The sequence below is a fragment of the Pseudomonas sp. CLCA07 genome (assembly GCF_053615335.1).
The window spans coordinates 2,656,856-2,677,751 of sequence record NZ_CM132131.1 but is presented as its reverse complement, the minus strand read 5'-3'; the positions used below and the strand labels follow the sequence as shown (position 1 = coordinate 2,677,751).

General features: G+C 61.0%; 21 protein-coding genes. 16 read left to right on the top strand and 5 right to left on the bottom strand.

The window, feature by feature from the left end; translation table 11 throughout:
• Window positions 1-157: 157 nt before the first annotated feature.
• From mdcA to madM, 9 genes are all read left to right on the top strand, one after another.
• A complete protein-coding gene (gene mdcA, locus ACWGZX_RS12375) occupies window positions 158-1,828 on the top strand; it encodes a malonate decarboxylase subunit alpha (RefSeq protein ID WP_452628498.1) in 1,671 nt (556 codons plus the stop codon).
• Complete coding sequence (locus ACWGZX_RS12370) at window positions 1,828-2,685, top strand: triphosphoribosyl-dephospho-CoA synthase (protein WP_452628497.1); 858 nt, start codon at window positions 1,828-1,830, stop codon at window positions 2,683-2,685. Before mdcA ends, ACWGZX_RS12370 begins: the two co-directional genes overlap by 1 nt.
• Window positions 2,685-2,984, top strand: coding sequence for a malonate decarboxylase subunit delta (locus ACWGZX_RS12365; RefSeq protein ID WP_140671129.1), 300 nt, complete (start codon window positions 2,685-2,687; stop codon window positions 2,982-2,984). The genes ACWGZX_RS12370 and ACWGZX_RS12365 overlap by 1 nt, the downstream gene beginning before the upstream one ends.
• Window positions 2,977-3,840 carry a biotin-independent malonate decarboxylase subunit beta gene (locus ACWGZX_RS12360; protein ID WP_452628496.1) on the top strand — a complete coding sequence of 288 codons (864 nt, stop codon included), beginning with the start codon at window positions 2,977-2,979 and terminating at the stop codon, window positions 3,838-3,840. Before ACWGZX_RS12365 ends, ACWGZX_RS12360 begins: the two co-directional genes overlap by 8 nt.
• Window positions 3,837-4,640 carry a biotin-independent malonate decarboxylase subunit gamma gene (mdcE, locus tag ACWGZX_RS12355; protein ID WP_452628495.1) on the top strand — a complete coding sequence of 268 codons (804 nt, stop codon included), beginning with the start codon at window positions 3,837-3,839 and terminating at the stop codon, window positions 4,638-4,640. Before ACWGZX_RS12360 ends, mdcE begins: the two co-directional genes overlap by 4 nt.
• On the top strand, window positions 4,634-5,254 hold the full coding sequence (locus ACWGZX_RS12350; RefSeq protein WP_452628494.1) for a malonate decarboxylase holo-ACP synthase: 621 nt from the start codon (window positions 4,634-4,636) through the stop codon (window positions 5,252-5,254). Before mdcE ends, ACWGZX_RS12350 begins: the two co-directional genes overlap by 7 nt.
• Entirely contained in the window at window positions 5,251-6,162 is a 912-nt protein-coding gene (gene mdcH / locus ACWGZX_RS12345) for a malonate decarboxylase subunit epsilon (protein WP_452628493.1), read from the top strand. Before ACWGZX_RS12350 ends, mdcH begins: the two co-directional genes overlap by 4 nt.
• Window positions 6,163-6,227: 65 nt before the next feature.
• The gene (madL, locus tag ACWGZX_RS12340; RefSeq protein WP_452628492.1) at window positions 6,228-6,644 is read left to right on the top strand and encodes a malonate transporter subunit MadL; all 417 of its coding nucleotides are present in this window, start codon (window positions 6,228-6,230) and stop codon (window positions 6,642-6,644) included.
• Window position 6,645: 1 nt separating this feature from the next.
• Window positions 6,646-7,410: a malonate transporter subunit MadM gene (gene madM / locus ACWGZX_RS12335; RefSeq protein WP_223518091.1), complete on the top strand. Its 765-nt coding sequence runs from the start codon at window positions 6,646-6,648 to the stop codon at window positions 7,408-7,410.
• A gap of 113 nt (window positions 7,411-7,523) precedes the next feature.
• On the opposite strand, the gene ACWGZX_RS12330 is transcribed toward madM, so the two are convergent.
• The gene (locus ACWGZX_RS12330; RefSeq protein WP_452628491.1) at window positions 7,524-8,438 is read right to left on the bottom strand and encodes a LysR family transcriptional regulator; all 915 of its coding nucleotides are present in this window, start codon (window positions 8,436-8,438) and stop codon (window positions 7,524-7,526) included.
• A gap of 150 nt (window positions 8,439-8,588) precedes the next feature.
• Here ACWGZX_RS12330 and trhA point away from each other — a divergent pair, with 150 nt between their 5' ends.
• Window positions 8,589-9,206 carry a PAQR family membrane homeostasis protein TrhA gene (gene trhA / locus ACWGZX_RS12325; protein ID WP_452628490.1) on the top strand — a complete coding sequence of 206 codons (618 nt, stop codon included), beginning with the start codon at window positions 8,589-8,591 and terminating at the stop codon, window positions 9,204-9,206.
• A 105-nt stretch (window positions 9,207-9,311) separates the two neighbouring features.
• Here the strand turns inward: trhA and ACWGZX_RS12320 are convergent, their stop codons facing one another.
• Entirely contained in the window at window positions 9,312-10,229 is a 918-nt protein-coding gene (locus ACWGZX_RS12320; RefSeq protein WP_452628489.1) for a LysR family transcriptional regulator, read from the bottom strand.
• 109 nt (window positions 10,230-10,338) lie between these two features.
• Between ACWGZX_RS12320 and ACWGZX_RS12315 the strand changes: the two genes are divergently transcribed.
• Genes ACWGZX_RS12315 through ACWGZX_RS12305 form a run of 3 tightly spaced genes read left to right on the top strand, consistent with a single transcriptional unit; the run spans window position 10,339 to window position 12,898 of the window.
• Window positions 10,339-11,580, top strand: a complete 1,242-nt coding sequence (locus tag ACWGZX_RS12315; protein ID WP_452628488.1) for a D-amino acid dehydrogenase — start codon at window positions 10,339-10,341, stop codon at window positions 11,578-11,580.
• 27 nt (window positions 11,581-11,607) lie between these two features.
• Entirely contained in the window at window positions 11,608-11,958 is a 351-nt protein-coding gene (locus ACWGZX_RS12310; RefSeq protein WP_452628487.1) for a RidA family protein, read from the top strand.
• Window positions 11,959-11,995: 37 nt separating this feature from the next.
• Window positions 11,996-12,898, top strand: a complete 903-nt coding sequence (locus tag ACWGZX_RS12305; protein WP_452628486.1) for a transporter substrate-binding domain-containing protein — start codon at window positions 11,996-11,998, stop codon at window positions 12,896-12,898.
• A 103-nt stretch (window positions 12,899-13,001) separates the two neighbouring features.
• Here ACWGZX_RS12305 and ACWGZX_RS12300 read toward each other — a convergent pair whose 3' ends face one another.
• Both ACWGZX_RS12300 and ACWGZX_RS12295 read right to left on the bottom strand, forming a co-directional pair.
• Window positions 13,002-13,721 carry a 16S rRNA (uracil(1498)-N(3))-methyltransferase gene (locus ACWGZX_RS12300; protein WP_452628485.1) on the bottom strand — a complete coding sequence of 240 codons (720 nt, stop codon included), beginning with the start codon at window positions 13,719-13,721 and terminating at the stop codon, window positions 13,002-13,004.
• Between the two features lie 174 nt (window positions 13,722-13,895).
• Window positions 13,896-15,302 (bottom strand): adenosylmethionine--8-amino-7-oxononanoate transaminase, encoded by a 1,407-nt coding sequence (locus ACWGZX_RS12295; protein WP_452628484.1) that lies wholly within the window; start codon window positions 15,300-15,302, stop codon window positions 13,896-13,898.
• A gap of 223 nt (window positions 15,303-15,525) precedes the next feature.
• On the opposite strand from ACWGZX_RS12295, the gene ACWGZX_RS12290 reads away from it, so the two are divergent.
• The 3 genes from ACWGZX_RS12290 to ACWGZX_RS12280 all read left to right on the top strand — a co-directional run bounded on the left by ACWGZX_RS12290 (window position 15,526) and on the right by ACWGZX_RS12280 (window position 18,694).
• Window positions 15,526-17,250 (top strand): flavin monoamine oxidase family protein, encoded by a 1,725-nt coding sequence (locus tag ACWGZX_RS12290; RefSeq protein WP_452628483.1) that lies wholly within the window; start codon window positions 15,526-15,528, stop codon window positions 17,248-17,250.
• Between the two features lie 263 nt (window positions 17,251-17,513).
• On the top strand, window positions 17,514-18,065 hold the full coding sequence (locus ACWGZX_RS12285) for a cytochrome b (protein WP_452628482.1): 552 nt from the start codon (window positions 17,514-17,516) through the stop codon (window positions 18,063-18,065).
• 32 nt (window positions 18,066-18,097) lie between these two features.
• Entirely contained in the window at window positions 18,098-18,694 is a 597-nt protein-coding gene (locus ACWGZX_RS12280; protein ID WP_452628481.1) for a YceI family protein, read from the top strand.
• A gap of 165 nt (window positions 18,695-18,859) precedes the next feature.
• Here the strand turns inward: ACWGZX_RS12280 and ACWGZX_RS12275 are convergent, their stop codons facing one another.
• Window positions 18,860-20,734 (bottom strand): DEAD/DEAH box helicase, encoded by a 1,875-nt coding sequence (locus tag ACWGZX_RS12275; protein ID WP_223518134.1) that lies wholly within the window; start codon window positions 20,732-20,734, stop codon window positions 18,860-18,862.
• Between the last annotated feature and the right edge of the window lie 162 nt (window positions 20,735-20,896).

The following is a 20,896-nucleotide window of genomic DNA, read 5'->3' as shown; positions in this document are numbered from 1 at the left end:
GCCTTCAATTCACCGCAGACCTGACTGGGACACTCCCTCGCCACAGGGTTTTGTTTGATCGTTACGGTGAGCGTAATGATCCGACGCTGCGCTTGATTGATGCCCCCACCCAACACTCCTAAGGTGACTCCCACGAAAGCGAACCCGTGGAGTGGTCATGACAACAACAATATCCCCCGACTCGCGATGGACGCGCCGGCGCAGCGAAAAGCAGCGGCGTCTGGCGTTGGTCAAGGATCTGGCCGACGGTGTGGTCCTGCCCACCGACAAAATAGTCGCGGCGCTGGAAGCATTGATCCTGCCCGGCGACCGCGTGGTGCTGGAGGGCAATAACCAGAAGCAGGCGGATTTCCTGTCCCGCTCACTGGTCAAGGCCGATCCCGCCAAGCTGCATGACCTGCACATGATCATGCCCAGCGTCGGCCGTGCCGAGCATCTGGATCTGTTCGAACGCGGCATTGCGCGCAAGCTCGACTTCTCCTTCGCCGGCACGCAAAGCCTGCGCATCAGCCAGTTGCTGGAAGACGGCCTGCTGGAAATCGGCGCGATCCACACCTACATCGAGCTCTATGCGCGACTGGTGGTCGACCTGATTCCCAACGTCGTGCTTTCCGCCGGTTTCATGGCCGACCGCGCCGGCAACATCTACACCGGGGCGAGCACCGAAGACACTCCCGCATTGATTGAACCGGCAGCCTTCAGCGATGGCATCGTCATCGTCCAGGTCAATCAATTGGTGGACGACGTGACGGACCTGCCTCGCGTCGACATCCCTGCGTCCTGGGTCGATTTTGTGGTGGTCGCCGACAAGCCGTTCTACATCGAACCGCTGTTCACCCGCGACCCACGGCACATCAAGCCTGTGCACGTGTTGATGGCGATGATGGCGATCCGGGGCATCTACGAAAAACACAACGTCCAGTCCCTGAATCACGGGATCGGTTTCAACACCGCCGCCATCGAATTGATCCTGCCGACCTACGGCGAATCCCTCGGCCTCAAAGGCAAAATCTGCCGCAACTGGACGCTCAATCCGCACCCGACCTTGATCCCGGCGATCGAAAGCGGCTGGGTCGAAAGCGTGCATTGCTTCGGCACCGAATTGGGCATGGAAAACTACATCGCCGCCCGGCCAGACGTGTTCTTCACCGGGCGCGACGGCTCGCTGCGTTCCAACCGGATGTTCTGCCAACTGGCCGGGCAATACGCGGTGGACCTGTTTATCGGCGCCACGTTGCAAGTCGATGGCGACGGTCATTCCTCCACCGTGACACGCGGACGCCTCGCTGGTTTTGGCGGTGCGCCGAACATGGGCCACGATCCGCGCGGTCGTCGTCACGGCACGCCGGCCTGGCTCGACATGCGACACACCGACGTGGCCGAACCGATGCTCGAACGCGGTAAAAAACTCGTGGTTCAAATGGTCGAAACCTTCCAGGAGGGTGGCAAACCGACCTTCGTCGAAACCCTCGACGCGATCGACGTGGCGAAGAAAAGCGGCATGCCGCTGGCGCCGATCATGGTCTACGGCGACGACGTCACCCACCTGCTGACCGAAGAAGGCATCGCGTATCTGTACAAGGCGCGTTCGCTGGAAGAACGCCAGGCGATGATCGCCGCTGTCGCCGGGGTGACCGCCATCGGCTTGCGTCACAACCCGAAAGACACCGCGCGCATGCGTCGCGAAGGCCTGATCGCGTTGCCCGAAGACCTTGGCATCCGCCGCACCGACGCCACCCGCGAACTGCTTGCGGCCAAAAGCGTGGCTGATCTGGTCGAGTGGTCCGGTGGCCTCTACAACCCGCCCGCCAAGTTCAGGAGCTGGTAATGCACGCACTTAACCTGCAACCGAAAACCTTGACCCTGGCCGAGCGACTGGCGGACCTGGCGGTGGATGCGCTGATCGACGAAGCGGACCTGTCGCCGAAACCGGCACTGGTCGATCGTCGTGGCAACGGCGCGCATACCGACCTGCACCTGGGGCTGATGCACGCCTCGGCGTTGTCGCTGTGGTCCGCGTTCAAGGAGATGGCGCAAGCCGCTATCGAGATTGGCGAAATCGGATTACCGCTGCGCGAAGCCGTGGGACGGATTGGCCGGGAAGGCGAGCAAGCGATGCTCGCCACCACGGGCGGTGTGAATGCCCATCGCGGGGCGATCTGGGCCTTGGGCCTGTTGGTCACTGCTGCCGCGCTTGAGCCTGAATCCAGTGCGGCCGGTTCCATCACCTTGCGCGCCGCACGCCTGGCGTTACTCGACGACCGATATGCGCCGCGCTCACTCAGCCACGGCGCCCAAGTCGCGCAGCGTTACGGTGCCTGTGGTGCCCGTGAAGAAGCGCAGCTGGGTTTTCCTTCTGTGGTTCAACGGGCATTGCCGCAACTCAAACGCAGTCGCGCCGCCGGTCACGGTGAACAGAACGCCCGGCTCGATGCCTTGCTGGCAATCATGACCCGACTGGCCGACACCTGCGTGCTCTACCGTGCGGGCGAACAAGGTCTGCAAACCATGCAACTTGGCGCCCAGGCCGTGCTCGACGCGGGTGGCAGCGCCAGCCTCGCCGGTCGCCGCCGTTTGCATGAGTTGGATGAACAATTAATCGCGTTGAATGCCTCGCCCGGTGGTGCTGCCGACTTGCTCGCAGCCTGCCTGTTTATCGACCGCATCGAGTCCGGAGCTTTCTGATGGAAACCTTATCCTTTGAATTCCCCGCCGGGCAGCCGCCACGCGGTCGCACGCTGGTGGGCTGTGTCGGCTCGGGCGATCTGGAAGTGCTGATCGAGCCAGGTCAGGCTGGCAAGCTGACGATCAACGTACAGACCTCGGTCAATGGTGCGCAGCAACGCTGGCAACACCTGTTCGCGAGGATGTTCGACGGTCAGACACCACCGGCGATGGACATCGCCATCCACGATTTCGGCGCGACACCGGGCGTGGTGCGCTTGCGTCTGGAACAAGGCTTTGAGGAGATCGGCCATGACTGACAGCTCAGAACTCCTTCAGCCATACCTACAAAGACGCAGCTTCATCGAGCTCGGCGCCCGGCAACGAGCGAAAGCCTTGCTCGACCCCAGCACCTTCCGCGAATTGCTCGACCCGTTTCAACGCGTCATGTCGCCGTGGCTTGAGCGCCAGGGCGTGGTACCGCAAGCCGATGACGGCGTAGTGATCGCCAAGGGCAGCATCGGTGGTTTGCCGGTGGTCATCGCCGCCATCGAAGGTGCATTCCAGGGCGGCAGCCTCGGTGAAGTCGGCGGGGCGAAGATGGCGGGCGCGCTGGAGCTGGCCGCTGAAGACAACCGCAACGGCATTCCAACTCGCGCCGTGCTGCTGCTGGAAACCGGCGGCGTGCGCTTGCAGGAAGCCAACCTTGGGTTGGCAGCGATTGCCGATATCCATGCAGCAATTGTCGATCTACGCCAATACCAACCGGTAATTGGTGTGGTGGCCGGCAGCGTCGGCTGCTTTGGCGGAATGTCGATTGCCGCCGGGTTGTGCAGCTATTTACTGGTCACCCAGGAAGCGCGTCTTGGCCTGAATGGTCCGCAAGTCATCGAACAGGAAGCAGGGCTTGAGGAATACGACTCCCGCGACCGTCCTTTCATCTGGAGCCTGACCGGTGGCGAACAGCGTTTCGCCAGCGGTTTGGTGGATCGTTATGCCGCCGATGATGTGGCGCAGATTCAGCAGCAGGTGTGCGAATTGCTCAAGCAAGGTTTGCCGGCGCAACAACGCAGTCGTCAGGCGGATCTGTACCTGCAACGGCTGGCACGCCTGGACGCCGCACCGCAAATCGAACCGGCGACGGTTCGCGATCTGTATCAAGGAGCGCGCTCATGAGCACCTATTCGCTAAGAGGTTTGAACTGGTTCAACGCCTTGAGCGCAGGGGCCAAGCCGGTCGAAGGTTTGCCGGCTTCATTGAAGGTGGCCGATGGTGTGCTGGGTGATCAGCCTGTCCGGTTTATCGCGGTGGTGGCTGATCCGGACAACCGTTTTGTCCGTGCGCGTAACGGTGAAGTGGGTCTTCTGGAAGGCTGGGGTTTGGCCAAGGCTGTGGATGAAGTCATTGTTGCTGACAGTAAAAAACCGCACAAACGCGCCTTGATCGCCATCGTCGATGTGCCGAGTCAGGCTTATGGCCGACGCGAAGAAGCGCTCGGCATTCACCAGGCATTGGCCGGGGCGGCAGACAGTTACGCCCGTGCGCGGTTGGCTGGTCACGCAGTGATTGGTTTGCTGGTGGGCAAGGCGATGTCCGGCGCATTTCTGGCCCATGGTTATCAAGCCAATCGACTGATCGCACTACGTGATCCGGGTGTGATGGTGCATGCGATGGGCAAGGCCTCGGCGGCGCGAGTGACCTTGCGCAGCGTTGAAGAGCTGGAAGTGCTGGCCGCGAGCGTGCCGCCAATGGCCTATGACATCGACAACTACGCCAGTCTCGGTTTGTTGTGGGAAACCCTGTCGGTGGAACAGATTGAGCAGCCGACTGCAGCCGATCTGGCGCGGGTGGCTGAATGCCTGAATCAGGCGATTGGCGATGTAGCTGCCCACGGTTGCGATCTGAGCAGCCGCTTGGGTGCGAGCAATCGCGGGGCGTCGAGCAAGGTTCGCCAACTGTTGAGAGCGCAGTGGTGAACACGCTTATGGCCCACGATCTGCTCTGGGGAATGACCCCGGAGCAGTTGCCTGCGGACGCGCCTGCGTGGGTGATCGACTCGCTCGGTGCGGGGCAGCCAGTGGTGGTTCGGCGTGCGGTTAGCGCGCCGGGTATGGTCGCGGTCGGCGTGCGTGGGCGCTTGCGTGAACAGCGTTTTGCAACGGTGATGTCGGTCGATGCGATTCAGCGGCGGGTCAAACCGGAAGCCCTTTGTCACGTTTCGACGGATCGGGACTTGCCTGCAATACGCACCCTCAATCGACTGCGGCCGATACTCAACGGCTGTGGTTGGGTGTGGGGTGTCAGCGGTAGCGCCGGGTTTGAATTGGCCAGCGGCTTTGTTGCCTTGCACGAGGGCAGTGATCTCGACTTGATTCTGCGCACGCCGCAAGCGCTGGAGCGTTCTCAGGCGCAGTCATTGGTGAAAATTCTGGATGCGGCTGTGTGCCCGGTGGACATGCAGTTGCAGACGCCGTTCGGCGCTGTGGCCCTGCGCGAATGGGCCGGCTCTGCACGGTGTGTATTGCTGAAAAACGCCACCGAAGCCTGTCTGGTGATCGATCCGTGGAACCCGCAGGAGCAAACCGCGTGAGCAGTTTGCTGGTATTTCCCGGCCAGGGCGCGCAGCAGCCAGGCATGCTCCAGCGATTGCCTCGCGAGACGCTGATCGAAGCGAGTGATGTGTTGGGCGAAGACGCGTTGTCGCTGGATGGCGCCGAGGCCTTGAAGTCGACCCGTGCGGTTCAGCTTTGCCTGTTGATCGCCGGTGTCGCGGCGGCACGTCAGTTATCCATCGCGCCGGATTACGTGGCCGGATTGTCCATCGGCGCTTACCCGGCAGCGGTGGTGGCCGGTGCCTTGAGTTTCAGCGATGCGCTGCATCTGGTCAGCCTGCGTGGTGAGTTGATGCAGCAGGCTTATCCACAGGGCTACGGCATGACCGCGATCATCGGCCTGGAGTTGTCCACAGTGGAAGGCTTGCTGGCGCAGGTTCACAGCGTCGACACGCCGGTTTACCTGGCCAATATCAATGCCGATAACCAGATAGTGGTTGCCGGCAGCGACGGGGCGATGAACGCGGTGGCGGTGCTGGCGAAACGTTGCGGTGCAGGTCTGGCCAAGCGGCTGGCGGTCAGCGTGCCGTCGCATTGTCCGCTGCTGGATGCGTCGGCTAAAACCCTGGCCGAAGCCTTTGCCAAGGTGCCGCTGAAAACGCCGTCGTTGGGTTACCTCAGTGGCAGCCGCGCCCGGCCCATCATCAACGTCGAAGCCTTGCGCGACGACCTGGCTTTCAACATGTGCCGCATCGTTGATTGGCGCGGCACCGTGCAAAGCGCTTACGAGCGTGGCGTACGTCTACAGATCGAACTGCCTCCCAGTGCGGTGCTGACCGGGCTGGCGCGCCGGGTGTTCGAGCAGGGCACCGTGATTGCCTTCGACGGTGCGCGGCTCGATACCTTGCAGGCGCTGTTGCGTGAGGAGGGAAGCCGCCAACTCTAGACCTCCGACTCAGGCCTTCGAACAACAAAAACAACATTCGACGATGCATTTTGAGGACTACAACAATGATTATTTACGGTGTGGCGCTGCTGGCGATCTGTACGTTGGCGGGAGTGATCATGGGCGATGCGCTTGGCATGTTGCTGGGCGTTAAATCCAACGTTGGCGGGGTCGGGATCGCGATGATCCTGCTGATTTGCGCGCGGTTGTGGATGCAAAAACACGGCGGCATGACCAAGGATTGCGAGATGGGCGTCGGCTTCTGGGGCGCCATGTACATTCCGGTGGTGGTCGCGATGGCTGCGCAACAAAACGTGGTGACGGCCTTGCATGGCGGGCCAGTGGCGGTGCTCGCGGCGATCGGTTCGGTGGTGATCTGCGGCTGCACCATTGCCTTGATCAGCCGGACGCATAAAGGCGAACCCTTGCCCGATGAACCGGTGGACATTACCCCGGTCGGCACACCTGTAGGAGGTCGCTGATATGTGGGAACTCATCGAGAAAGGCCTGACCACCAACAGTCTGGTCACCGCGTTCGCGTTCGTTGGCGTGATCATGTGGGTGTCCGTTGTCTTGTCGAAGCGCCTGACATTTGGGCGGATTCACGGCTCGGCGATTGCCATTGTCATCGGGTTGGTGCTGGCGTGGGTCGGAGGCACGCTGACGGGTGGGCAAAAAGGCCTGGCGGATTTGACCCTGTTTTCTGGCATTGGGTTGATGGGCGGCGCGATGTTGCGCGACTTTGCCATTGTCGCCACTGCATTCGAAGTTCAGGCCAGCGAAGCGAAAAAAGCCGGGTTGATTGGCGTGATCGCGCTACTGCTTGGCACGATATTGCCGTTCATTGTCGGCGCGTGCATGGCCTGGGCGTTTGGTTATCGTGATGCGATCAGCATGACCACCATCGGCGCGGGTGCGGTGACGTACATCGTCGGGCCAGTGACCGGCGCGGCGATTGGCGCCAGTTCCGATGTGATGGCGCTGTCGATTGCCACCGGGTTGATCAAAGCGATTCTGGTAATGGTCGGCACGCCGATGGCGGCGCGCTGGATGGGACTGGATAACCCGCGCTCGGCGATGGTGTTTGGCGGGTTGGCCGGGACGGTCAGCGGCGTGACGGCCGGGCTGGCGGCGACGGATCGGCGGTTGGTGCCTTACGGGGCGTTGACGGCGACGTTCCATACCGGGCTGGGGTGCTTGCTGGGGCCTTCGTTGTTGTACTTCATTGTTCGCGGGATTGTCGGTTAAACCGGTAGATCATCGCTGACTGTTCTGGCGCCTTCGCGGGCAAGCCTAGCTCCTACAGGGATCGCGTAAATCCTGTAGGAGCTAGGCTTGCCCGCGATGGTCGCGACGCGGTTTCAGGCCTGGCGATTGGCGTACATCCGGCACTCCGCCAACAACGCCAGCAAGTTCGGATCGCGCTCCTTGGCCTTCAAAAACACCACGCCAATGTGCTGCTGCAACCGATAGCGTTCCTGCAACGGTATCAGCTTCACCCGGTTCTCATACACCGCCGCAATCCGCCCCGGCAGCAACGCATAACCCACCCCCGAACTGACCATGCTCAACAGGGTGAAGATGTCGTTGACCTGCATCGCCACCTTCGGTTCGAACCCGGCTTGCTTGAACACCCGATTACCGTCCTGGTGCGTGGCAAAGCCCTGGGTGAGGGTAATGAACGTCTCGTCGCGCACTTCTGCCAGGTCGACCTCGGCGCGTTGGGCAAACTTTGAGTCCGCCGGCGTGGCGAGAAAAATGTCGTCGGAAAACAGCGGAATCTGCTCGCAGTCCGGGTCATTGACGCTCTCGTCCAGCGACACCAGGATCGCGTCGACTTCCATGTTCTTGAGCTTGTACAACAGGTCGAAGTTCGAACCGAGGATCAAGTCGATGTTGAGTTCGCTGCGGCGGATTTTCAGGCCCATGATCAGCTGCGGCACGGTCTTCACCGTCAGTGAGTACAGCGAGCCGAGCTTGAAGCGTTCAGCGGAAAAACCTGCGGCTTCGCGGGTCAGACGCACGGTTTCGACCACGTCCTGAATCAGCTTCTGTGCTCGCTCTTCGAGCACATACGCACTTTCCAGCGGCGTCAGGTTACGGCCCTCGTGTTTGAACAGCGGGCAGCGCAGGGCGCTTTCCAGGGAGTGGATCGCCCGGTGCACGCTGACGTTGCTGGTCTGCAACTCGGCGGCGGCGCGGGCGAGATTGCCGGTGCGCATGAAGGCCAGGAACACCTCGAGTTTTTTCAGGGTCAATTCTTCATCGATCAGCATGGCCCGGACTCTTATTCGAATGGCTCGATTGTGCACGCTGTAGGAGCTGTCGAGTGAAACGAGGCTGCGAATTTTTGATCGCAGCCTCGTTCCACTCGACAGCTCCTACAGTTTGCGCGATGTTGCATCAAATTTTGAGGTGAGCAACGCATGTATCACGGGGAACGATTGAACGCCTGGACGCATTTGGTCGGGGCGGTGGCAGCAACGGTCGGGGTGGTGTGGATGCTGGTCATCGCCAGTATGGACGGCAGCCCGTGGAAGATTGTCAGCGTGGCGATTTACGGTTTTACCTTGCTGGTGCTTTACAGCGCCTCGACCGTTTACCACAGCGTGCGCGGGCGCAAGAAAGCGATCATGCAGAAGGTTGATCACTTTTCGATCTATCTGTTGATCGCCGGCAGTTACACACCGTTTTGTCTGGTGACCCTGCGCGGGCCGTGGGGCTGGACGCTGTTCGGAATTGTCTGGGGGTTGGCGCTGATCGGCATCCTGCAAGAGATCAAGCCGCGTTCCGAAGCACGGATTCTGTCGATCGTGATTTACGCGGTGATGGGCTGGATCGTGCTGGTAGCGGTCAAGCCGTTACTCGCGGCGTTGGGCACTGCGGGGTTTGCGTGGCTGGCGGCGGGCGGGATCTTGTACACCGTGGGCATTATCTTTTTTGCCCTCGATCATCGGCTGCGGCATGCCCACGGGATCTGGCATTTGTTTGTGATTGCCGGGAGCTTGCTGCACTTTGTGGCGATTTTCTTCTACGTCCTCTAAACCCCCGCAATCCTTGTGGGAGCGAGCCTGCTCGCGAAGGCGGAGCATCAGTCGACATCAATGATTAATGACACACTGCATTCGCGAGCAGGCTCACTCCCACATTTAATGCTGCGCCGGGATCAAGCGATCCAGTTGCTCCTGGGCGCGGCGGCTGAATACCTGCAACAAGTCATTCAAGGTGTGGGGCGGCGGTTCGGTGGCGCGGGTCACCGCGTACAGGGTGATCGGCAGCGGCGGCGTCAACGGGCGGATCGTCGTCGCGGCGGGGGAGGCGCCGAGTGCCGTGAACGGGTCGATCACCGCCAGTCCGGCGCCGGATTCCACCATCGCCCGGGCCAGTGAATAGGTCTGCACCGCGATACGTACCCGGGGCGGCGGCTCCACCGCTTCGAGGTAACTGTCGAGCCGGGCTGCCAACGGGTCGGCGCTGGACAGGCCAATCAAGGGGGCATCGGCCAGGGCCATCAGTGGCAACGGTGTGCCTGCCTCTGCCGCCGACCAGTAACCCGCGGGCGCTAGCGCCACCAGCACGCCGGACGCCAGCGCCTGGGCCTTGAGCCCCGGATGATCCGGTCGTTGCAAGGTCAGGGCGACATCCACTTCGCGCATCAGCAGGTTCTGCACCAGTTCTCGGCTATGGGCGCTGGACAGTTCGCAGGCGATGTCCGGGTAGCGCACGGTCCACTCGTGAATGGCTGGCGGCAGCAATGACAGGGCCAGCGCCGGGGTGGCGCCAATGCGCAGGCTATGGCCCGGCTCGCGGCGCAAGCTCTGGGCCAGGCGCCGCACGCCTTGCAGGCTTTCGGTGACCTTATCGACTTCACGCGCAAGCTCCAGCGCTTCCGGCGTTGCCTGCAATTTGCCGCGAACCCGCAAGAACAGAGGGAAACCTAGTTGCTGCTCGGCGTGCTGCAGCACCTTGGTCACCGCCGGCTGAGAGACGTGCAGCAATTGCGCGGCCGCACTGATCGACCCGGTCTGGCGGATCGCCTGGAAAATCTCGATATGACGAAGACGCATGGCAAGTCCATAACCTTTGTTTATGGGTTCGGCATCTTTATTCATTGTTCGCCGCCTGTCACCTGGCTCTAACCTCGGCCTCGCCTTCACAACGGTTTTAGGGACGGACATGGTTCAGCGTGTGTGCATTATCGGCGGTGGCGTGATTGGCCTGGCAACGGCGTATGCGCTGGTGCGCGACGGTTTTGAGGTGACGGTGGTCGAGGCCCGGGATTCGCTGGGCAGCGAAACCAGTTTCGCCAACGGCGGCCAGTTGTCCTATCGCTACGTGGCGCCACTGGCGGACGCCGGCGTGCCGTTGCAGGCGATCGGCTGGATGCTGCGCGGCGACTCGCCGTTGAAGCTGCGTCCGCGTCTCGATCCGGCGCAATGGCGCTGGATGGCATCGTTCCTCGCCGCATGCCGCCGTTCGGTCAACCGTGAGAACGCCGCGCACTTGCTGCGCCTGGCGCTGTTCAGCCAGAGCACACTGAAAACCTGGCGCGAAGACGATGGGCTGAGCGGTTTCCAATGGCGGCGCAACGGCAAACTGGTGACATTCCGCAACCCCGCCAGCTTCGGGAAAGCGCGCCAAGGCCTGGCCGATCCGCAGCAACAGCAGGTGTTGTCTGCCGCCGAGTGTACGCAGCTGGAACCGGCGCTGGCCGATGCTCCTTTTGTCGGCGCGATCTATACGCCAGACGAAGAAGTCGGCGATTGCCATGGTTTTTGCCAACAACTGGCGGCGCGACTGAAGGCGTCCGGCCGTTGCGAATTTCGCCTGGGGCACGCGGTGACCGGGGTTCAACACCGCAACGGCGCGGTCACCGCCATTGAGTTGGGTGCCGAGGTGTTGCCGGTCGAGCAGCTGGTATTTGCCGCCGGCCATCGCAGTCCGCTGCTGGCACTGCCCGGTCTACGGCTGCCGCTCTATCCACTGAAAGGCTACAGCCTGACGCTGCCGATCGGTGTCGAACACCGGGCGCCCGAACTGAGCATCACCGACTACGACCGCAAGATCGTTTATGCGCGCATTGGTGAGCAATTGCGCGTGGCGGCGATGGTCGACATTGTCGGCTTTGACCCGGCCGTCGATCCCGAACGCTTGAGCCTGATCAAGCGCCAGGCCCGCGACACGTTCCCGAATGCCGGCGATTACGATGCCGCCGTGGAGTGGGCCGGCATGCGTCCAGCGACCCCCAGCGGAGTGCCACTTTTGGGCGCTACGGCCTACCGCAATCTGTGGCTCAATCTCGGTCATGGCGCGCTGGGTTTTACCCTGGCCTGTGGCAGCGGCCAGCTACTCAGCGAGCTGATCAGCCAGCGCCAGACTTCCATTGACCTGCTGGGTTTCAGCCACCCTGCCGCTTGAATTTCCCTATCAGAAAAGGACCCTGTCATGACCATTAAACGTTTTCACAGCAACCCACGCCTGTCAGGCGCCGTGACCTTCGGCGAGCTGGTGTTTCTTTCCGGTCAGGTGCCGGGCGACGCCCTGGATGCCGGCGGTCAGACCCGCGAAGTACTGGCGAAAATCGACGCGTTGCTGGCCGAGGCCGGTAGCGACAAAGATCATTTGCTGAGCGCGACGATTTATCTGAAAGACATCAATGCCGATTTCGCGGCGATGAATGAAGTCTGGTCGGCCTGGTTGTCACCGGGACAGGCGCCGAGCCGCACCACGGTGCAGGCCGATCTGGCGCGCCCGCAAGTGTTGGTGGAAATCACCGTCACGGCGGCCCGCATCTGAACCCACCCGCATCCAACACCCACAACGGAGAATAACAATGCAAAAAATCACGTTGCTCGGCTGCACCCTCGGGCTGTTGCTCGGTAGTCAGGTTCAAGCCAATGAAGCGCCGCTGACCGGCACATTGGGCAAGATCGCCAATGCCAACAGCATCACCCTCGGGTATCGCGATGCGTCGGTGCCGTTTTCCTACGTGGGCGATCACACGGGGCAGCCGATGGGTTATTCAGTGGATCTGGCGAGCAAGATTGTCGAGCGCATTCGCCAGCAACTGGTGCTGCCTGAGCTCAAAGTGAAATACACCCTGGTGACTTCTCAGACGCGGATTCCACTGGTGCAGAACGGCACCGTCGACCTCGAATGCGGCTCTACCGGGGTAACCGCCGAACGGCAGAAGCAAGTGGCGTTTTCCTACGGTTTCATCTACGTCAAAGGCCAGTTGCTGACGGCCAAGGACAGCGGGATCAAGAGCTTCGCCGATCTGCGCGGCAAGAACGTGGTGACCACTGCCGGCACCACCAACGAGCGCTTTCTGAAGAGCTACAACGTCGACAACAAAATCGACATGTTCGTGATTAGCGCCAAAGATCACGGCGAAGCCTTCCAGATGCTGCAGTCAGGTCGGGCGGCGGCGTTCTACATGGACGACGCGTTGCTTTATGGCGAACGTGCCAAGGCGCGGGATCCGCATAAATGGGTGGTAGTCGGCGAGGAACAATCGCGGGAGATCTACAGCTGCATGGTGCGCAAGGATGATCCGCAATTCCTCGCTCTGGTGAATGGCGCATTGGCCGATCTGTACAGTTCGGGCGAGATCAATGGCATCTACCAGCGCTGGTTTGAACAGCCGATCCCTCCGAAGGGGTTGAACCTTGAGTTCCCGATGACCAGCGAACTCAAGGCGATCATCGTCAAGCCGACGAGCGATCCGGTGCAGTAGCAGCCAGATCGACCGCTAGACTGCGCCCGGCCCTTCGCGAGCAGGCTCGCTCCCACAGGAGAATGCATGTCAATGTGGGAGCGAGCCTGCTCGCGAAAGGGCCCTAGAAGTCACCCCAAAGCTGCTGGGCCACAGCTAACGCCACCACCGGCGCGGTTTCGGTGCGCAGCACGCGAGGGCCGAGGCGGGCGGCGTGGAAACCGCTGGCTTTGGCCTGTTCGACTTCGGCGTCGGACAGCCCGCCTTCGGGGCCGATCAGAAACGCCAGGCTGGAAGGTTTGGCGTGACTGACCAACGGCTCAGCAACCGGATGCAGCACCAGTTTCAACTCGGCTTGTGCCTGTTTCAACCAGTCCGCCAACAGCAGCGGTGGATGAATCACCGGCACCCGCGAACGCCCACATTGTTCACAGGCACTGATCGCCACTTGGCGCCAGTGCATCAGGCGCTTGTCGGCGCGCTCATCCTTCAACCGGACTTCGCAGCGGTCGCTGAAGATCGGGGTGATTTCAGTCACGCCCAGCTCCGTGGCTTTCTGAATCGCCCAGTCCATGCGCTCGCCACGGGACAGGCCTTGGCCGAGATGGATCGCCAGCGGTGATTCGACCTGCCCGGCGAAGCTTTCATCGATCTGCACGACGACGCGTTTCTTGCCGACCTCCACCAGCGTGGCGCGAAACTCGTGGCCCGAACCGTCGAACAGCTGCAACGCATCGCCCTCGGCCATGCGCAGTACGCGGCTGATGTAATGGGCCTGGGCTTCGGGCAACTCGTGTTCGCCGGTGCTCAGGGGGGCGTCGATAAAGAAGCGGGACAGTCTCATGCGGGGTCTCTGTAAAAGTGGCTTTTGTGGCGAGGGGGCTTGCCCCCGTTCGGCTGCGAAGCAGTCGTAATTCTGGCGATGCGTTTTAGCTGGATAAACGCGGTTGTCGGTTTTAGGGCCGCTTCGCGACCCAACGGGGGCAAGCCCCCTCGCCACAGGGGTACTCAGTCACTTCTAGCCCGGATCACGGAATCCCGGATGGAAGTCTTTTGGCACCGCCACGCTGACGCTGTCGCGCGTCGCGATGTCGATGCCTTCGCTGGCCACTTCGGCCAGAAAGTCGATCTGCTCCGGTGTGATCACGTACGGCGGCAGGAAATACACCACGCTGCCCAACGGTCGTAGTAAAGCACCACGTTCCAGTGCGTGCTGGAACACCTTCAAGCCACGACGTTCCTGCCACGGGTAGGCTTCTTTCGTAGCCTTGTCCTTGACCATCTCGATGGCCAGCACCATGCCGGTCTGCCGTACTTCCGAGACGTTCGGATGGTCGGCCAGGTGCGCGGTGGAGGAGGCCATGCGCTGGGCGAGCGCCTTGTTGTTCTCGATGACGTTGTCTTCTTCGAAGATGTCCAGCGTCGCCAGTGCGGCGGCGCACGCCAACGGGTTGCCGGTGTAGCTGTGTGAGTGCAAGAAGGCGCGCAGGGTCGGGTAGTCGTCGTAGAAGGCGCTGTAGACGTCTTCGGTCGTCACGCAGGCCGCCAGCGGCAGGTAACCGCCGGTGAGGGCCTTGGACAGACAGAGGAAGTCCGGGCGGATGCCGGCCTGTTCGCAGGCGAACATCGTGCCGGTGCGGCCAAAGCCGACGGCGATTTCGTCGTGGATCAGGTGTACGCCGTAGCGGTCGCAGGCTTCGCGTAGCAGTTTGAGGTAAACCGGGTGGTACATGCGCATGCCGCCAGCGCCCTGGATCAGCGGCTCGACGATCACTGCCGCGACGCTGTCATGGTTCTCCGCCAGGGTCTGTTCCATGGCGGCGAACATGTTGCGCGAGTGTTCTTCCCAGCTCATGCCTTCGGGGCGCAGGTAGCAATCGGGGCTCGGCACCTTGATGGTGTCCAGCAGCAGCGCCTTGTAAGTTTCGGTGAACAGCGGCACGTCGCCCACCGACATCGCCGCCATGGTTTCGCCGTGGTAGCTGTTGGTCAGGGTGACAAAGCGCTTCTTGTTCGGCTGGCCGCGGTTGAGCCAGTAGTGAAAGCTCATTTTCAGTGCGACTTCGATGCAGGACGAACCGTTATCGGCGTAGAAGCACCGGGTCAGGCCTTCCGGGGTCATCTTCACCAGCCGCTCGGACAGCTCGATCACCGGCTGATGGCTGAAGCCGGCGAGGATCACGTGCTCCAGCTGATCGACCTGATCCTTGATGCGCTGATTGATGCGCGGGTTGGCGTGGCCAAACACGTTGACCCACCAGGAGCTGACAGCGTCGAGGTAGCGCTTGCCTTCGAAGTCTTCCAGCCACACACCTTCCCCGCGTTTAATCGGGATCAGCGGCAGCTGTTCGTGGTCTTTCATCTGGGTGCAGGGATGCCACAACACCGCGAGATCGCGTTCCATCCACTGTTTATTCAGGCCCATTTTCTGTCTCCTCGAGGCTACCCGCGACATAGGCGGGCAAACAATCGCGCAAGCCTATGCAATGCGTGGCTTGGGGACAACCCATTGTGTCGATTGAGCTACTTCGTATAGGTCGATAGACGTTGCTGGCGGGCGTCTGAAGCCTGACGTATCCTTCGCGGTTCCTGGAGTCGACTGACTCATAAAAACTGCTTTTTCTTCATGTATTTCCGGAGTTCGCTGAATGTCTGTCGGTTGGCTGCGCGCCTGTGCGCTGGTGATGTTGGGGCTGTTCAGCGTGTCTGCGCTGGCCAAGGATAAAACCGTGATCGTGGTCGGTGGCGGGCTGTCTGGCCTGACCGCGGCTTACGAGCTGCAAAGCAAAGGCTGGCAGGTCACCCTGCTGGAAGCCAAATCGAGCCTGGGCGGTCGTTCCGGCATGGCCACCAGCGAGTGGATCGGCAACGACAAGACTCAGCCGGTGCTGAACAAGTACGTGTCGACCTTCAAGCTGAGCACCACGCCAGCCCCTGAATTCGTGCGGACTCCAGGCTATCTGATCGATGGTGAGTATTTCACCGCCGCCGATCTGGCGACCAAGCAGCCAGCCACTGCCGAAGCGCTTAAGCGCTACGAAAAAACCGTGGATGATCTGGCGCGCTCGATTGACGACCCGTTGAACCCGATCGCCAACAACACGCTGCACGCGCTGGATCAGATCACCGTGTCCAGCTGGCTCGACAAGCAGAACCTGCCAGCGACTGCTCGTCAGCTGATCAATCAGCAGATTCGTACTCGTTACGACGAACCTTCGCGTTTGTCGCTGTTGTACTTCGCACAGCAGAGCCGTGTTTACCGTGGCACTTCCGATCGCGACCTGCGTGCTTCGCGACTGGTTGGCGGCAGCCCGGTACTGGCCCAGGCGTTCGTCAAACAACTGAAAACCATCAAGACCAACTCCCCGGTCTCCTCGATCACTCAGGACAAGGACGGCGTGACCGTCAAAGTGGGTAGCGTCGGCTATCAGGCTGATTACGTGGTATTGGCGGTGCCGTTGCGCGCACTGGGCAAGATCCAGATGACCCCGTCGCTGGATGCCCAGCACATGGGCGCCATCAAAGGCACCAACTACGGCTGGCGCGACCAGATCATGCTGAAGTTCAAGACGCCGGTGTGGGAATCCAAAGCGCGCATGTCCGGCGAGATTTTCAGCAATACAGGCCTGGGCATGTTGTGGATTGAGCCTGCCTTGAAGGGCGGCGCCAACGTGGTGATCAACCTGTCTGGCGACAACGCTCGTGTGATGCAGGCGTTCGGCGACAAGCAAATGGTCGATCAGGTGCTGATTCGCCTGCACGCCTTTTATCCACAGGCGCGTGGTTCTTTCACCGGTTATGAAATCCGCCGCTACAGCACCGACCCGTCGATGGGCGGCGCTTACCTGGCCTTTGGCCCGGGCCAGATCAGCAAATACTGGCGCCTGTGGGAGCGCCCGATTGAGCGCGTAGCGTTCGCCGGCGAACACACTGACACCTTGTACCCGGGCACTCTGGAAGGCGCATTGCGCACCGGCCAGCGTGCGGCCAGTCAGGTTGAAGACCTGGCGGCGGGCAAGTCGTTTGAGCCGGCGAAAGTGGCGACGGCAGCGGCGGCCGGCGCGGTGGCGGCGAAGAAAGGTAACTTCTTCAGCAACCTGTTCGGTGGTTCGGATGACGCCAAGAAGCCAGAGCCGATCAAGGTACCTGAGCCTGTCACTCCACCAGCACCGGCTCCAGCTCCAGTAGCTGCACCGGCACCGGTCGAAGCACCGAAGCCTGCAACGCCAGTGAAAGCCGAGCCTGCCAAAAAGGCACCGGCTAAAGCTCCGGCGAAGAAGCCTGCAGCCAAAACCGAAGCCAAAAAGGCTCCGGTGAAGAAACCAGCGGCTAAACCCGCTGCGACTCCGACAACGGTTACCAAGGCGCAGTAAGCGTCGGGATTAAAAAGACGCGGCAGAGATGCCGCGTTTTTTTATGGGTGAAGAAAACCAGTACCGGGAATCGAATAAACCCTGGGGCGCAGGTGTTCTTCTGTTGGACTTCATTTTTTCTCACGCAGTAGTCTTTAATCTTTCCTTAACACGCTCATTTCAAGCTCCTGATCGTATTTCTCGATATTTCAAAGCGAAACCTTCAGCTTTAATTCGATAGATAACCCGATAGTCTTTGGCCAGCACTTACAGGGATCTAGGCAATGCAGCTACGTAACTCTACCTCCCGCTACGGCTGGGTCAGCATCATCATGCACTGGGGCGTGGCACTGGCCGTATTCGGTTTATTCGCCCTCGGACTGTGGATGGTTGGCCTCGACTATTACGACCCATGGCGCAAAGACGGGCCGGATCTGCACAAGAGCATTGGTTTGATCTTGCTGGGTGTAATGGTGCTGCGGGTATTGTGGCGTTTCGTCAGCCCACCACCACCGACCTTGACCAGCTACAGCCGCATGACGCGTCTGGGTGCTCATTTCGGCCATGCCTTTCTGTATCTTTGCCTGTTCGCTGTGATGATTGCCGGTTACCTGATTTCCACCGCAGAAGGTGCCGGTATTCCGGTGTTTGACTGGTTTGAAGTGCCTGCCCTGGTTTCCGGACTGCCGGACCAGGCAGATAACGCCGGTGCGATTCACCTCTATCTGGCGTGGGTGCTGGTAATTTTTTCCGGCCTCCATGCGTTGGCAGCATTGAAGCACCACTTTATCGACCGTGATGTGACCCTCAAGCGAATGCTGGGTCGCAAAGCCTGAAGTTCAACCTCGACTCCCTAGGAAAACAAAGCATGTTGAAAAAGACTCTCGCCGCTCTGGCAATCGGTTCTGCTCTGCTGTCCGCCAACGTGATGGCCGCTGACTACGTCGTCGACAAAACTGGCCAGCACGCTTTCGTCAACTTCAAGATCAGCCATCTGGGCTACAGCTTCATCACCGGTACCTTCAAGGACATCGACGGAAAGTTCAGCTTCGACGCTGCCAAGCCTGAAGACAGCAAGATCGAATTCAATGTGAACACCGCCAGCGTTTTCAGCAACAATGCTGAGCGCGACAAGCACATATCCGGCGATGATGATCTCCTGAACTCGGGCAAGTTTGCCAAAGCCACCTTCGTTTCCACCAGCGTCACCCCAACGGGTAAAAATGCCGCTGGCAAAGACACTGCCGATGTGGCCGGCGACCTGACTCTCCTGGGCGTGACCAAGCCAATCGTGGTCAAGGCTACTTTCCTGGGTGAAGGCAAGGATCCATGGGGCGGCTACCGTGCCGGTTTCGAGGGTACCTTCGACATCAAGCGTTCCGATTTCGGCAAGCAAAAAAACCTGGGTCCAGCGTCCGATGCGGTCGAGCTGTACGTGACGTTTGAAGGTGTGAAAGCGAAGTAATGCTGAGACGGTAGGAGCTGGCTTGCCAGCGAAAGCGCAATTGGCAATCACACAGAAATCAGTTTGATCCCATCGCCGGCAAGCCGGGCTCCTACAAAAGCAATTCGCCGCACAAAAAAAATGCCCTGATCGCAAGATCAGGGCATTTTTTATGGCAGCGATAAATCAGCGATTGCGGGTCAGCAACGCTGGTTTTTCGCCACGCGGACGGCCTGGCAGTTGATCAAGTTGCTCTGGAGTCGGGAAACGATCGGTTTTCGACTCCTTGTGAATGATCTTCGGCGCTGGACTGCGCGGGTTTTGCACGGCGGGTTCCGAGCGCGGCTGATCGTCACGAGCAGGGCGACGGTTGCGGCTTTCTTCGCGACGGGCCTGACCGTCACGTGGAGCGCCGCTGCGTGGGCCGCTGCGTTTGGCCGGCGGCGTGCCGGTGGTGGCGCCATCGCTGCTGCGCGGACCGCTTTGGCGACCCTGAGGCTTGCCGCCGGTGCGCGGGGCACCTGCGCCAGCGGCCGTGCCTTGTGCCGGAGCACCCGGACGGCGACCACGGCCCTGAGCCGGTTTGGCTTGCGGGACGTAATCAACGCGGTTACCGAAGTTATCGATATCGTCGTCCAGGAACTCGTCCGGAGCGCGGTCAGCAGCGGCGCGAGGGGCCGGGCGCTGTTGCTCGCGAGCCGGGGTGCCTTCGCGTGGCTTGTGTTCACGCGCCGGGCGATCGCCGCGGCCAGTAGCGGCAGGTTTTTCCTTGCCGCCCTTGTCCTTGCCCTTGTCTTTACGACCGCCACCACCACCGGTGCCGTTCGGGCCGTCGCCGCGCGGGCCACGTGGGTTGCGCGGGTTACGCACATCCGGACGCTCGCGCACTTCTGGTTTCTCGGCTTCTACTGCACTTGAGTCGAAGCCCATCAGGTTGCCGTCGGCAATCTTCTGCTTAGTCATGCGCTCGATGCTTTTCAGCAACTTCTCTTCGTCCGGCGCGACCAGCGAGATCGCCTCACCCGAACGACCGGCACGGCCAGTACGGCCGATACGGTGTACGTAGTCTTCGTCGACGTTTGGCAGTTCGAAGTTGACCACGTGTGGCAACTGGTCGATGTCCAGGCCGCGAGCGGCGATGTCGGTGGCCACCAGAATGCGCACTTCACCGGCCTTGAAATCGGCCAGGGCTTTGGTGCGGGCGTTCTGGCTCTTGTTGCCGTGGATCGCGACGGCGCTGAGGCCGTGTTTGTCCAGGTACTCGGCCAGGCGGTTGGCGCCGTGCTTGGTGCGGGTGAACACCAGCACCTGTTCCCAGGCGCCAGCGGTGATCAGGTGGGCCAGCAGCGAACGCTTATGGTTGGCGGCCAGACGGAACACGCGCTGTTCGATACGCTCGACCGTGGTGTTCGGTGGCGTGACTTCGATGCGTTCCGGGTTGTGCAGCAGCTTGCCGGCGAGGTCGGTGATGTCCTTGGAGAACGTCGCCGAGAACAGCAGGTTCTGCCGTTTGGCTGGCAGGCGGGCCAAAACCTTTTTCACGTCATGGACAAAGCCCATGTCGAGCATGCGGTCAGCTTCGTCGAGCACGAGGATTTCCACGTGGGACAAATCGACGCTGCCTTGGCCGGCGAGGTCGAGCAGGCGGCCAGGGCAGGCCACCAGCACGTCAACACCACGGGACATGGCCTGAACCTGCGGGTTCATGCCAACGCCGCCGAAGATGCAGGCGCTGACGAACTTCAGGTCACGGGCATAGACCTTGAAGCTCTCGTGTACTTGAGCCGCGAGCTCGCGGGTCGGGGTCAGGACCAATACGCGCGGTTGGCGCGGGCCATGACGCTGGGATTTGTCCGGGTGACCGTTAGGGAACAACCGCTCCAGGATCGGAAGGGCGAAGCCACCGGTTTTACCAGTACCTGTCTGAGCCGCAACCATGAGGTCGCGACCTTGCAACACGGCGGGAATGGCCCGCTGTTGCACCGGAGTAGGCTCGGTATAGCCCGCTGCCTCGATGGCGCGGACTAAAGCCTCGGAGAGACCGAGGGAAGCAAAGGACATGAGTAATCCTGTTTTAGTTAGGGCTTGGCCCAATGGGAGTCTTGCCTGGCGCGAATGGCGTTTAAGAAGAACGCAATCCCGTCCGGTCCTGCTGGGCCTTGAAAGCTCGTCTGGAGCGCTCGCGCGGGCTGAAGAGCTGCGCTGTAGCGGGGTCAAGATGCC